The organism is Candidatus Ponderosibacter sp. Uisw_141_02 (assembly GCF_048087665.1).
GTDB lineage: Bacteria > Pseudomonadota > Alphaproteobacteria > Puniceispirillales > Puniceispirillaceae > UBA3439.
The window spans coordinates 1,142,962-1,156,454 of record NZ_CP159807.1 but is presented as its reverse complement, the minus strand read 5'-3'; the positions used below and the strand labels follow the sequence as shown (position 1 = coordinate 1,156,454).

Sequence of the window (13,493 nt, the reverse complement as noted above, 5' to 3'; positions counted from 1 at the left end):
CAGTTTGTGCCAGCCTTGCCGCCTTGCGGCCTTATAGTCTTGGGCAAAACGCCAATTTCTTGAGCCAGACTATATTGTTCAAGGCCGCGCAATGCAAGGCATGGCTGCCAATTCGGCATGGCTGATTATCAAATGGCAAAGCTGGCTGATATGCAGCCGCGCCGTGAAAACCCTTAAACATGTTAAATTATTCAGATGAGTTCCACGAGGAGACGGGATCATGACACGAAAACAACTTGTCACAAGAACCGAAATTGCCAAAATGGCCGGTTAGGACAAACGGCATTTTTTAAATCGTGACGCGCGACATCTGCAAAAACCGCTTGGTGACATTGCCGGATTAACCAAATTGGGTTTTCACCTGATCGAGGTGCCAATCGGGTTGGCGACTTGTGCCTTTCACCGGCATCTCTGCGAAGAAGAATGTATCTATATTCTCGAAGGTACCGGAACAGCGCGCATTGGCGCTACGGTTTTGCAGGTTGAAGCTGGTGATTTTATTGCCTATCCGGCTGGGGGCCAGGCGCATGACCTTCGCAATACGCGATCATCCATTTTGAAGTGCATCATCGTTGGCCAGCGGCTGGATTTCGATATTGTCGATTATCCTGAACATGCACGGCAGCTCTATCGTGCCAATGGCGAAAAGGGTGATCTGCTCGATATGGCGATGATTGTTCCCTGTCAATAACAGGCCATAAAACGTAAGCCGCAAATCTTGGGTGAAAAATTTAAGCGTGCATCTGATCAGGAAAGCGCTGGTCAAGCCGAAGAATTTGCGCCTCAAGCCGGTCAAGCGTTTCGCCCGACGTAATGCCATGACCGCAGATGTCAAGAAATTGCGCTAAAATCCGGTAACCTGCCACCGAGGCGATTGATTCTGGATGAAATTGAACGCCGTGAAGTTCGGTAGTATTATGCGAAATCCCCATGATCGCACCGGCTTTGGTGCGGGCGGTTACGGTCAATTCGGCGGGAAGGGTGGCTTCGTCAACCACCAGCGAATGATAGCGCGTCACCGGAAACGCATCAGGGCATAACGCCAGAACATCGCTTTTCACAGCATTACTTCGGGTTTTTTCGACCATTGATAATTTGCCATGTACCGGCGGATCAAACCGTTTGATTTCGGCACCAAAGGCCGCGGCAAGCGCCTGATGACCAAGGCAAACCCCAAGAAGCGGCGTTCCGGCATCTTTGGCGGCGCGGATCAAATCCATTGTAATGCCGGCATTTTGCGGCGTTCCCGGGCCGGGTGAAATGATTATCCCGTCCAAATCGCGGGCAATCACGTCATTAGCCGGCATCGCGTCATTGCGCAGAATCTCAACCTCAGCGCCAAGATCAGACAGGAAATGCCATAAATTCCATGTGAAGCTGTCGTAGTTATCGATCAGAACGAACAAGATATTGCCCTTTTGCCAGCAGGTTAGTGATTAAGACGCCTTATATTGCGTTTATATTTTTATCACTTTATTACAGGCTTTTGCCAAAGCTGCCAAGCGCGCTATCATCTCAATGAAACCTACACGGCAAATGCGATGGGTGAGAAGCGGTAAAACTTGAAAAAACAACGAAAAAAATGTGGTAAAATAATACCGCATAAATAAGCCTTTGTAAAAATTCAGTAATTCTATTTTTCACGCGAAAATAATATTTGACGCTATCGCCGAAACTGCCTATAACCTGCGGCAGGACAGCTTGTGATGCATGGCGTGCCATGTCTTGCAGGCTCATTTTTTTCTGGAGATGATAACATGCCTTTGCCAAGGACCTATGTTGCAACACCAAAAGACATCGAGAAAAACTGGTTCGTCATTGACGCAGCTGATCTCGTTCTTGGGCGTCTTGCTTCGCTTGTTGCCATGCGCGTACGCGGAAAGCACAAGCCAACCTACACGCCAAATATGGATTGCGGTGATCACATCATCATCGTCAATGCCGAAAAGGTGCATTTGACCGGTAACAAGCGTAGCGCAAAGACCTATTATTGGCATACAGGCCATCCGGGCGGCATTAAAGAGCGGACTGCCGACAAGATTCTTGACGGCCGCTTTCCAACCCGTGTGATTGAAAAAGCTGTTGAGCGTATGATCCCGCGCGGACCGCTTGGCCGTCAGGCAATGCGTAACCTGCATATCTATGCAGGCCCAAGCCACCCGCATGAAGCACAACAGCCAGTCGCGCTGGATATTGCTAGCATGAACTCAAAGAATGTGAGGTAGTCATGGCCGAAGATACACAAAACACAGATACACAGGCCGAAGGTTTGGCAGCATTAGGCGCAATCAGTGCAGACGCACCTGTTGCCGAGGCTCCAGCAGCACCGGCTGAACCGAAAATCGACAACCTTGGCCGTTCATATGCAACAGGTCGCCGCAAAGATGCCGCTGCCCGCGTATGGGTAAAGCGCGGCACAGGTCAGGTTACAATCAATGGCCGCAAGCTTGAGGTTTATTTTGCCCGCCCTGTTTTGCAGATGATTTTGGCACAGCCGTTTGATGCGACCGAGCGCACAGGCGAATTTGACGTGATTGCAACGGTTCGCGGTGGTGGTTTGTCTGGTCAGGCCGGTGCGGTTCGTCATGGCATCAGCCGCGCGCTGACCCTGTTTGAGCCGGGTCTTCGTCCAGTTTTGAAAGCTGGCGGGTTCCTGACACGCGACTCACGCGTTGTTGAGCGTAAGAAATATGGTAAGGCGAAAGCCCGTCGTAGCTTCCAGTTCTCAAAGCGTTGATGCAGAAGCTACTACATATTCAATAAAATCTAAGGCAGTGTCGCAAGATACTGTCTTTTTTTGTTGTGTACGTTTAGTGTACGAGATAACGAAAATGATTGCTTTATGGGTAGTTTAGCGTTTGTAAACGTAAGTAATACAAACAGTTTACAGGTAACAACACATGGCACACTTTAACGACAAGCGGGAATACGACGTATATGGAGGCAAGGTTGTCATATACAAACGTGGTGACATCGTTAGTGATAACTGGTGGTACAGACTTAAAATTGACAATATGCGAGGCTACGTAAGGCGTAGCTGTAAGACGCAGAACGCTGGAATAGCGATGCGCAAAGTAGCATGAAGAAGGCGTTTGGCAAGCAGTAATACTTCACTGCCAAAATAATCCGTTGGACAACTTATATGAAGCAACTGCGACAGTTTGGGCTGAAATAATGAAACGGCAATAAGACTACTTATAGGTAGCGATTTACTGTGCTGACTTTACAATATCTGTATGCACAGAAAGCGGCAGCGCACACTCCAAAAGATCACTAAAGAACTTAGACGAGAAGTGCGATACAGAGCTTGGGTAGAGCAGAACATCAAACGAAGTAATTTACCACGAAACAGCAGGAAACAGTTGTTAAAATTGCATACAGAGCAGGCGTGTAAGAAAACTACAAACTTTGTAGTTTTGGTTGTTGCTAACTGTGTAACCATAATCCAAAATATCTGCAGAAAACGTAGGCTTTTCGTAAGTCACGCAGCCAGTAAACACTCTGTAAAATTTACATAAAAGTTGCATAAATTTCAAATAATATAACAATATCAATCATTTGTAATGCCGAAACTATCGAGTGGGAATGAAGATAGCATCTTAAATATCTGTTATTATTATATATTATTAATTTACGCTAATAAAATACAAGAACTAAGTAACTGTTTTTAAATAAGAAATAATATTAACTTGCAAACGTTTATACAAAATAATGGCACTATTACATTTCATAGATTAGGGATGAATTTAAGAGTGAGGAGCATCATGAAATGAAGACAGTTTTTATTACAGGAACCAATAAATGATTAGGACTTGAGTTTACAAAGCAGTACTTAAATGAAGGCTGGAACGTAATTGCTACTTGCCGTTCACCTACTACGGCTACAGATTTATTATCGCTTAGCAAGAAGCATCCAAATAGCCTGACAATTTTGAGCATGGATTTAACAAACGAGGCGTCGATTGAACAAATTAGCGAAGAAATTAAAGAACGCCCCATCGATATATTTATAAGTAATGCGGGAACAGCAACAGGTTATACATCTGGAGCGAATTTAAATGATTTTGGAAATGTTCAATCTGAGCCATGGGTAAATATTTTCCGCACAAATTGCGTTGCACCTTTGCTTTTAGCACAGGTTGCTCACCCAAATATTTTATTGGGCTCAGACAAGAAGTTAATTTTCATCACGTCTAAGCCAGATTCCATAACTGAGAATACGGGCGGCGCACTTTATATGAACCGCTCAAGCAGAACGGCGCTTAACCAAGTAATAAAATCACTGTCTATAGATTTATACGAAGAAGGAATCGCTGTTGCATCAGTTAGTCCAGGTTGGGTGAAAACAGACTCTGGCGGTGACGGTGCTTTAATCGATGCTGAGACTAGTGTGAGCGGTATTAAAAAGGTGATTGAAGAACTTGATATGAGCCAAACAGCTCTGTACTGCGATTACAAGGGTGAAGCAATCTCTTGGTGAGTACGTTAAAAGTTTTCGTTTACTTAAAACTTTTAACTCTCAATCTTGCACAGAATGTAAGATGAGTGAACCTAACCGCTTGTTATTATAGCATTGTAATAGTTGCAGGCTTCACCTTAAACTTGCATAATGTTGCATAAACCTTACATAGGCTCAAAATATTATAATAATATCAATAACTTACATTATTGGCACTATTGAGTGGGAATAACTTAGAATATTGAAATAAAACAATAAAATCAATTGCCTATCCGATACGCACTATTCAGTTGGAGTAGCTATTATAGTTGAAGCCATGAAGAACGAACGTGCTAACGCACTGAAAGTAGTAAAGCAGCTTTGCAAAGATGCGCTAGAGATACTGCAAAAAATTCTGCACCATGACAGCAGTCTTCGTGTTTGGTTTGATAGAGATATTAGGCTTAGTATCAATATGTTGTTGAGAAGATAATTGGGACTGTTGGATCAAAAATTAACCTGGGCATTGATTTTACGAGCAATAAAGCACAGTCTCTTCGCTGTGAATGGTATGATGTTCGATGACCATGTTCTGGTAAATGTTTAGGCTGGCAACTTGGTTAATTATAGACTGAAAGTCATCAAAATGATGATAAATTGAGATCGCTAATTTTGGTTTAAATTTTTTGATTGTTCGCATTGCGCCCTGCAATGCGCTTAGTTCTGCCCCTTCAATATCCATTTTGATAAAATCAACCTTATCCAGGTTATTGTCCTCAACGAAGTGATCAATTGTTGTAGTTGGAATATCATATTGCCCAAATGCGTTAAATCCAGGGTTGATAGTGTCTAATGCGACAGGCTTTCCTTCATTAAATTTGTTTGAAACACCGCATGGGACTTTTGTAATGTTCAAATTTGGATTTTGTTCTATATTGTGCTCCAGGATGTCCAAATGATCCTGAACAGGATCAAACGCATAAACATGACCGTGATCTCCGACCGTATTTCCAAAAACCACGGCCGTATCACCTGTGCAAGCCCCGCAATCCAAAACGACATCACCATCGGCAGGCGATATGGTTAAGCCCCCTTCATCATAGAAATACTGTTTTCTATGAAGATAATATTTCAATGAAAAACAGTCACAAATGAAATGCTTTCCATCAAACTCAAAGTCAAAATGGCGGATCCCCGGAAACTTACACTCAAATTTGGAGGCGACTGAGGTAGCTGCAGTGTTGAACTCTACCCAGTCATGATCCAATTCGTACTCAGAAAAATTCACTGGTATTTTGAAAGATAGATGTCCTCCAATTCGATGGGCTAGTACAGATAAATATAGTGATTTTGACCTTTCATTGGTCAAATTTGAATGCGCTTTGTAGACGTTCTCAATATTTTGAAAATACCAGTGAAGGTTTTTTGCTGCATCCAATGGCTCAAATGTCAATGGCGTCTTGCCATTTACGCCCTCTGGATGCCTTTCGTGATCAAAGTTTTCAACATAACGATTTAGTTTGATGCCTGATAGAACACGCGACAAAAAATTAAAGTGTAAATTTGTAATATTTTGTGTGGGTTCATCTAACATGAATACGCCTTTCGCCTAAGTTTTGTTAGGGATGAGCAAATTCTATGCCATTAGAATTTGAAATGGGCGTTTACATAAAAATTTTACCTACAACAGGCTTCGTGATGGCTTCAGCAGGTTGCTTCAGAGCAGGAGTGGCTTAACTTAGTTTAAGTCATTGATATAAAATGATTAATGAACTACACTTTTGTTTAACACTCGCAATTTATCCATTGATTTTCTTAGACCTTTTTCTTATAATTAGTTCGGATGTTTCAAAACCGTGTGACTACAGAAAATCACAGTAACTCAGAGACTAATTTTGGCACTTAAGAAACAGCAGTTTGCTGAAGGCGAAATAGCAATATTTGACGAAGCTTGTATCTTCAAGCGAGGTGAGTATTGGCAGTTTCGTATGTGGTTGCCAAAAGAAAACAATTACGCGCGTAAAAGCCTATTTACACGTAGTAAAGCGACTGTAATTGAAAAGGGTAAAGCTGCGTACTTGGAGATTTCCGCTAAACTACAACAAGGCAAAAGCTACTTTTCAATAACCATAAAAAAGCGTGTTGAGAAGTGGTGAAAACGTTAGGCATAATGCAGCCCTATTTCCTTCCGTACCTCGGATATTATCATCTAATTAATGCTGTAGATGTATTTGTAATTTACGATGATATTCAATACACAAAAAAGGGCTGGATTAATCGAAATAGACTAATTTTCAATGAAAAAGTAGATTATTTTACAATCTCACTTGTAAAAGATAGTGACTTCCTGAACGTTAACCAACGAAAAATTTCACAAGGATGGGAGAAAGATAAGAGTAAACTCCTACGCAAGCTTGAGCAATCTTATCGAAAGAGGAAGAATTTCGAGCGAGGCTTTTCCTTGACTGAAAAAATACTTAACTACGATGATGATAATTTGTTTAATTACATTAACCATAGTGTGAAGTTAATTTGTCAATGCTTAGGTGTTAAAACAGAGATTGTAACTTCTTCTTCATTAGGTGATTTCAGTGAGTACAAAGGAAAGGATAAAGTTATTGCTATATGTAATCGGCTTAACGGCGAGAGATATATTAATGTAATAGGTGGAATGAGTTTGTATGACAAAGAAGAGTTCCAAAATTCTGGACTGGATTTAAAATTTGTCAAATCAAAGCTTCAACCATACGACCAAAATAGTGATATATTTGTACCTGGATTATCGATTATTGATATGATCTTTTCCATCGCGGAAGAAGCATCAATGCTAGAGCAAATGGAAAGCTACGAACTTATTTGATTGTGCGTAAAGTTGCGGCAAGAAACAATCAGTGAGTGGGTGGTATGACAACCAAAAGAAATCAAGCGGTAACTTTCGTAAGCTGTTATATGAACGAATTGATAATGCAAATTCACGTCGCAAACTAACTGTTCGAGAGGCGTGTAATGATTTTATTTTCAGAGTTCCAAAAAATTAATTCTATTTGGGTTTATTTGCTTTGCACTTTCAAGCTGTGGGGGGCTCAAACAAAACGTGCACGTGGAAAATGTAACTGGGCAAATTTCTGATAACAAATCTGACTATTACAACGGCACCCCGCAACATTACACGTCAGTTTTGAGAGATATTCACAAAGATGGTTTGCTCATAGTTAATGAACAAACGGATGCCTTTGCTGGTAGATTTAACTTTGCAGAGCCGTCAGACAAGGCGTCAACATTTTTTAATGGTGAAACAACCATTTTAACTAAAGTTGAAAAATCTATGGTGCTTAAAACTCTTGCTGGATGGAATTCAAAAGATATAGCTCATTGGAGTGACGTTTACTTTTCTGAAGACAAAACAGTTTATGGCGTAGTTCAAAGAAAAAAACAGGTAGTTTTACTTGGGCATTTGAGGGATGGCACGAGAACTGACTACGCTTTTTATCTCAGTAGATACCTTGCTTGTAAAAAATTGGCTTTGATGAAGCAAACACAAGACGCAGCAGTTATGGCAAGTTTGGTAAAACTGCTTTAGTCGCTGGCGTTCAAAGCTACACTAGCTACTCAGCGTCTAGTTCGCAGGGGAAGATAAACAGCCAGTATGGTAATTTTGGTTACACGGGAAACCCAGCTTCAAGAGGCTAAAGCTGGGCAGGTGATAGAGCTTCAGATGCGTTAGGAACTGTTTTCTCAGGTAGTACAGATGCTCAATCGTTAAATGCAGCTTGGAACTCAATGAATTGCTGGTGAGTTGTAGAACGGTAGCAAAATCTTCTGATACTTAGAAACCGGTAGCGATTTACTGTGCTGACTTTACAATATGTGTGTGCACAAAAAGCAGCAGCGCACACTCCATAATATTACCAAACAACTTGAACGAGAAGTGCGACACTGTGCTTGGTTAGAGCACAACATCAAACGCAGTAATTTAGTGCGGGACAGCAGGAAACAGGTGTTAAAATTGCGGACAGAGCAGGCGTATAAGAAACTACAAAGTTTGTAGTTTTGATGGTTGCCAAAATAATACAACAAAGAACGAAGTTGAAAAGAAACCTCAGAAATGCATCAATCTTTACTGCTTGTATTTTACCTTTTGTGTACATGGTAAACTTATATGTTTTTAGTTATTGAATTAAAAATAATAAAATAGATTTCAGTGTTCCAAGCGTAAATTGCGTCTTCTAAATATAACCTGCTAAAAAAGGGTTGCGTATTTCGCAGCCCTTTTTATTGCCTATCGAAGGGTTTGCTTACGAGTTGCTTTCCCAAAAATACGAAATATGCCGCTCATAAAATTGGTCTTTGATTCTTGGATGCGCGATTGTGCTAGCGATTGTTCTCGTATTTGTTTTATCTAATTGGCGTTTGCAAGTATTGGTATCGCCAAGACGTTCAAAGAAGACAAGAATGTCGTTGGAGCTTTGCGCTATCCAAGAGATAGAAGACTTATTTGATGAGTTATTTTATCTTCCAAGAAGCATTAGCGGTGATTGCCAAACATTATTTCTGCAAGATTCGTTGGATTTACACGCATCGTGTCCGGCGAAGTGATCCAAGCGTTTATAGGGTTAATATTGGCTGTTTCGATGAAATTAATATTCGTGACTATCTGATGACGGATATTAATGACGGGGTCAGCATGAGCCTTATCGCCGATCATGCAGATTGCTGATCATTCTAACATTGACATTTTGTTGATAATTTATAAACGTTGCCTCATCACTCTTGTTTCACGGATGACGTCAAATGGCCAAGCCCGACCTCAATAAAAACAGCAAAACTAATGATAAATCAGGATGGCAATTCTGGGTTGATCGGGGCGGCACCTTTACTGATCTTGTCGCGCGGACGCCCGATGGTGATTTGCTAACGCATAAATTACTGTCCGAAAATCCCGAAGCCTATGAAGATGCCGCTTTGCAGGGCATGCGCGATCTGATGCATATCGCCAAAGATGCGCCTTTGCCAGCTGATGCCATTGATGCGGTAAAAATGGGAACAACCGTGGCGACAAACGCGCTTCTCGAGCGCAAGGGCGATAAAACCCTGCTTGTTGTGACAAAAGGGTTTCGTGACCAGCTTCGCATCGCCTATCAGGCGCGGCCAAGGCTGTTTGACAAGGAAATCATCCTTCCTGAAATGCTGTATGACCGTATTGAAGAGGTGATCGAACGCGTTGATGCGCGTGACCAGATTATTACGCCGCTTGATCTTGATGATTTAACGTCGCGGTTGGAGGCTGCTTTTGATGATGGCATCCGCGCCATTGCCATTGTTTTGATGCATGGCTACCGCGTGCCAGCGCATGAATTGGCAATTGCCGAATGTGCCCGTGAAATTGGCTTTACGCAAATTTCAACAAGCCATGGCACCAGCCCAATGATTAAATTTGTCGGGCGCGGCGATACCACGGTTGCTGATGCTTATCTTTCGCCTATTTTGCGGCGTTATATCGACCGTCTTGCCCGCGATGTTGATCAATCCAAAGGCACCAAGCTGCAATTGATGCAATCAAATGGCGGCCTGACCGATGCCAGCCTGTTTCAGGGCAAGGATGCCATTCTTTCAGGTCCTGCTGGCGGCATTGTTGGCGCGGTGAAAACTGCCAAACAGGCCGGATTTGGCAAGGTTATCACCTTTGATATGGGCGGCACCTCAACCGATGTTGCGCATTATGAAAATGCGTATGAACGCGTGTTTGATACGGTTGTTGCTGGCGTGCGGATCCACGCGCCAATGCTACTGATTCATACGGTTGCTGCCGGTGGCGGGTCAATTTGCCGGTTTGAACATGGCCGGTTCCAAGTCGGGCCGGAAAGCGCCGGTGCCAATCCGGGGCCTGCTTGTTATCGCCGGGGTGGTCCGCTTGCCGTGACCGATTGCAACGCCATGCTTGGCAAGCTACAGCCACAATATTTCCCGCATGTTTTCGGACCCAATCAGGATGAGGCGCTGGACGTGGCATCGGTACGCGCTGGTTTTGCCGCGCTGGCGGCACAGGTTGAAGCGGAAACTGGTATCAAACGAAGCGAAGAAGAAATTGCCAGTGGCTTTTTGCGTATCGCGGTTGAAAATATGGCAAATGCGATCAAGAAAATTTCGGTTCAGCGCGGTTATGATGTCACTGAATATGCGCTTCAATGTTTTGGTGGGGCAGGCGGCCAGCATGCCTGTTTGATTGCCGATGTTCTGGGCATGAAAACGGTTTTGATTCATCCTTTTGCTGGTGTTTTATCGGCCTATGGCATGGGTCTGGCCGATGTGACGGCGCTTCGCGAACGCACGCTGGAAGCCGGGTTCCATGAAAATCTGACGCCAAGGCTGCAAGGCGAGCTGGATGATCTTGCCACGCAAAGCGAGGCTGAACTTGCGGGTCAGGATATTGCCAGCGCGCGCATTGAAACAAATCGTTATGTCCATCTTCGCTATGACGGGTCGGATACCGCGCTTGCCGTTCCGTTTGGTTCGATTGCCGGGATGACGGCAGATTTTGAGGCTGCCTACCAATCACGCTTTGGCTTTTTAATGCTGGATAAGGCACTTGTTGCCGCCACGATTTCGGTCGAGTCAATTGGCCGGAATTTTGATGTTGAGACCAGTGTTACCGCCGCTCCTGCCGCGCCGCTGGATATTCTGGATCAGGTTCAATGCTATATGGATGATCAATTTGTGACGGCACCGGTTTATGCCCGCAGCACAATTGCCGCAGGGCAACGGATTATGGGGCCAGCTCTGATCACCGAAGCCACCGGAACCAATGTGATCGAACCTGGTTGGCAGGCCGAAATGACCGCGATTGGCAATCTTGTCGTTCGGCGTGTTGTGGCTGTTGCACCGCGGGTGGCGATTGGCACAAATTGCGACCCAGTGATGCTGGAAGTGTTCAATAATTTGTTTATGTCGATTGCCGAACAAATGGGCTATACGCTGCAAAACACCGCGCTTTCGGTCAATGTTAAAGAAAGGCTAGATTTTTCTTGCGCCATTTTTGATCCGGCGGGTGCGTTGATCGCCAATGCCCCACATATGCCGGTTCATCTTGGGTCAATGGGTGAATCAGTTCGCGCCGTTATCCGCGGTAATCAGAGCAATATTAATGCTGGCGACGCCTTTGTTCTGAACAATCCCTATAATGGCGGAACGCATCTTCCCGATATCACCGTCATCACGCCGGTTTTTGATGATGCTGGCAAGGATATCCTGTTCTTTGTTGCCTCGCGTGGGCATCACCCCGATGTTGGCGGCCGCACGCCGGGTTCGGCACCGCCAGATTCAAGACATATCGAAGAAGAAGGCGTTTTGATTGATAATTTCAAGCTTGTCGATGGCGGAAACTATCGTGAAACAGAAATGCGCGCCATTTTGGATTCGGCAAAATATCCAGCGCGCAATACGGGTCAAAATATCGCCGATCTTCGCGCCCAGCTAGCGGCCAATGAAAAGGGCGTTCGTGAACTTCACAAAATGCTCACGAATTACGGGCTGGCAACGGTTATCGCCTATATGGGCCATGTTCAGGATAATGCTGAAGAATCGGTTCGCCGCGTCATTGATGTTCTTAAAGATGGCAGCTTTACCTATCCAATGGATAATGGACAGCAGGTCAAGGTCACGATTTCAATCAATAAAGCCGACCGGTCAGCAATTGTTGATTTTACCGGCACAAGCAAGCAGGGTGCGAATAATTTCAACGCGCCTGCTGCTGTTTGTCGTGCTGCAGTTCTGTATGTTTTCAGAACCTTAGTGGCCGATGATATTCCTATGAATGAAGGCTGTTTGAAACCTGTTCAGATAATTCTTCCCGATGATTGCATGTTAAAAGCGCAATATCCTGCGGCGGTCATTGCTGGCAATGTTGAAACCTCACAGATTGTCACTGACACGCTGTATGGCGCGCTTGGTGTCATGGCCGCAGCGCAAGGCACGATGAATAATTTCTTTTATGGGAACGCAACCTATCAATATTACGAAACCTTGTGCGGTGGATCAGGCGCAGGGCCATATTTTGACGGAACCGACGCGGTTCATACCCATATGACCAACAGCCGCTTGACCGATCCCGAGATTTTGGAATGGCGTTATCCGGTTTTGCTGGAAAGTTTTGAGATCAGGCATGGGTCGGGCGGCATTGGCCGGCATAATGGCGGCAATGGCGTTCGCCGCCGGTTGCGCTTTCTCGAGGAAATGGAAGCGGTGATCCTTGCCAATCACCGTATTATCCCGCCCTACGGCATGGATGGTGGCGGTGTGGCGGCGCTTGGGCGCAATTGGGTTGAACGCACCGATGGCACGACCGAAACCTTAACCGCAACCGATATTCGTAAAATGGGGGTTGGCGATGTTTTCGTGATCGAAACGCCTGGCGGTGGCGGTTTTGGCAAAGATGACAAGCCGGCAGAATAACCGCTTTTGCAACCAAACCGCACATGACGAAAGGAGATTTGATGGCACAAGAAAAGTCTAAAACCCCTGATGCCAAAAGAATTGTTTCGTCATCGCATTTGGTTTCGGAAAACGCGGCTGAATTAAGCGAGGTTGAATATGGCCTGATTGTCGCGTGGAACGCCTTTGGCAAATGGATGGTGAAAGCAATGGCAACCGCCGTTGCCGAAGCTGGCATAAGCGTTAGCGGTGGCACTGATCTTAATGTTCTCGATATTTTATGTCTTCATTCGGTCAATCACCGGGCGCGTCCAAAAAAGCTGGCCGATATTTGTTTCAAATTGAATGTCGATGACAGCCATACGGTCAATTATGCGCTGAAAAAATTGATCAAGGCTGGTCTTGTCAGCAGCGAAAAACATGGCAAGGAAGTGCTTTACGCCACAACCGATATGGGCATTGAATTATGCCTTCGTTATCGCGCGGTTCGCGAGGCCTGTCTTGTCGATGGCTTTATGCCTTTTGACGGCGGCAGTGGCGCCGAGCTTGGTGAGGTCGCGCGTCAATTACGGCTGTTATCGGGTCTTTATGATCAGGCCGCACGAAGCGCCACCAATCTGTAAGCCAA

At 44.6% G+C, this 13,493-nt stretch carries 11 protein-coding genes and 1 pseudogene; 10 read left to right on the top strand and 2 right to left on the bottom strand.

Translation table 11 applies throughout. The features are described from left to right. Positions 1–349 precede the first annotated feature (349 nt). Positions 350–691 (top strand): cupin domain-containing protein, encoded by a 342-nt coding sequence (locus ABXT40_RS05885; protein WP_443646892.1) that lies wholly within the window; start codon positions 350–352, stop codon positions 689–691. A gap of 40 nt (positions 692–731) precedes the next feature. Here the strand turns inward: ABXT40_RS05885 and ABXT40_RS05880 are convergent, their stop codons facing one another. Then, a complete protein-coding gene (locus ABXT40_RS05880; RefSeq protein ID WP_443646891.1) occupies positions 732–1,406 on the bottom strand; it encodes an anthranilate synthase component II in 675 nt (224 codons plus the stop codon). 351 nt (positions 1,407–1,757) lie between these two features. Between ABXT40_RS05880 and rplM the strand changes: the two genes are divergently transcribed. The 3 genes and pseudogenes from rplM to ABXT40_RS05865 form a co-directional block, all read left to right on the top strand. Next, on the top strand, positions 1,758–2,225 hold the full coding sequence (rplM, locus tag ABXT40_RS05875; protein ID WP_443646890.1) for a 50S ribosomal protein L13: 468 nt from the start codon (positions 1,758–1,760) through the stop codon (positions 2,223–2,225). A gap of 2 nt (positions 2,226–2,227) precedes the next feature. After that, positions 2,228–2,737, top strand: coding sequence for a 30S ribosomal protein S9 (gene rpsI / locus ABXT40_RS05870; RefSeq protein ID WP_443646889.1), 510 nt, complete (start codon positions 2,228–2,230; stop codon positions 2,735–2,737). Between the two features lie 1,080 nt (positions 2,738–3,817). Beyond that, positions 3,818–4,480: pseudogene (locus ABXT40_RS05865) on the top strand (SDR family oxidoreductase); the annotation flags it as partial. 490 nt (positions 4,481–4,970) lie between these two features. On the opposite strand, the gene ABXT40_RS05860 reads toward ABXT40_RS05865, so the two are convergent. Continuing rightward, positions 4,971–6,032 (bottom strand): FkbM family methyltransferase, encoded by a 1,062-nt coding sequence (locus ABXT40_RS05860; protein ID WP_443646888.1) that lies wholly within the window; start codon positions 6,030–6,032, stop codon positions 4,971–4,973. 301 nt (positions 6,033–6,333) lie between these two features. On the opposite strand from ABXT40_RS05860, the gene ABXT40_RS05855 reads away from it, so the two are divergent. The 6 genes from ABXT40_RS05855 to ABXT40_RS05830 all read left to right on the top strand — a co-directional run bounded on the left by ABXT40_RS05855 (position 6,334) and on the right by ABXT40_RS05830 (position 13,488). Beyond that, positions 6,334–6,594 carry a hypothetical protein gene (locus tag ABXT40_RS05855; RefSeq protein WP_443646887.1) on the top strand — a complete coding sequence of 87 codons (261 nt, stop codon included), beginning with the start codon at positions 6,334–6,336 and terminating at the stop codon, positions 6,592–6,594. A gap of 14 nt (positions 6,595–6,608) precedes the next feature. Then, positions 6,609–7,298: a WbqC family protein gene (locus tag ABXT40_RS05850; protein ID WP_443646886.1), complete on the top strand. Its 690-nt coding sequence runs from the start codon at positions 6,609–6,611 to the stop codon at positions 7,296–7,298. A 240-nt stretch (positions 7,299–7,538) separates the two neighbouring features. Continuing rightward, the gene (locus ABXT40_RS05845; protein WP_443646885.1) at positions 7,539–8,018 is read left to right on the top strand and encodes a hypothetical protein; all 480 of its coding nucleotides are present in this window, start codon (positions 7,539–7,541) and stop codon (positions 8,016–8,018) included. 918 nt (positions 8,019–8,936) lie between these two features. Then, on the top strand, positions 8,937–9,155 hold the full coding sequence (locus ABXT40_RS05840) for a hypothetical protein (protein ID WP_443646884.1): 219 nt from the start codon (positions 8,937–8,939) through the stop codon (positions 9,153–9,155). A 74-nt stretch (positions 9,156–9,229) separates the two neighbouring features. Then, positions 9,230–12,886 (top strand): hydantoinase B/oxoprolinase family protein, encoded by a 3,657-nt coding sequence (locus tag ABXT40_RS05835; RefSeq protein WP_443646883.1) that lies wholly within the window; start codon positions 9,230–9,232, stop codon positions 12,884–12,886. Between the two features lie 41 nt (positions 12,887–12,927). Next, positions 12,928–13,488, top strand: coding sequence for a winged helix DNA-binding protein (locus ABXT40_RS05830; RefSeq protein ID WP_443646882.1), 561 nt, complete (start codon positions 12,928–12,930; stop codon positions 13,486–13,488). Positions 13,489–13,493: the final 5 nt, after the last annotated feature.

Coding starts and splice junctions, on each gene's coding strand:
- ABXT40_RS05860 (WP_443646888.1), bottom strand. CDS start 6,032: ATGTTAGATGAACCCACACAAAATATTACAAATTTACACTTTAATTTT.
- ABXT40_RS05850 (WP_443646886.1), top strand. CDS start 6,609: ATGCAGCCCTATTTCCTTCCGTACCTCGGATATTATCATCTAATTAAT.
- ABXT40_RS05840 (WP_443646884.1), top strand. CDS start 8,937: ATGAGTTATTTTATCTTCCAAGAAGCATTAGCGGTGATTGCCAAACAT.
- ABXT40_RS05835 (WP_443646883.1), top strand. CDS start 9,230: ATGGCCAAGCCCGACCTCAATAAAAACAGCAAAACTAATGATAAATCA.
- rplM (WP_443646890.1), top strand. CDS start 1,758: ATGCCTTTGCCAAGGACCTATGTTGCAACACCAAAAGACATCGAGAAA.
- rpsI (WP_443646889.1), top strand. CDS start 2,228: ATGGCCGAAGATACACAAAACACAGATACACAGGCCGAAGGTTTGGCA.
- ABXT40_RS05830 (WP_443646882.1), top strand. CDS start 12,928: ATGGCACAAGAAAAGTCTAAAACCCCTGATGCCAAAAGAATTGTTTCG.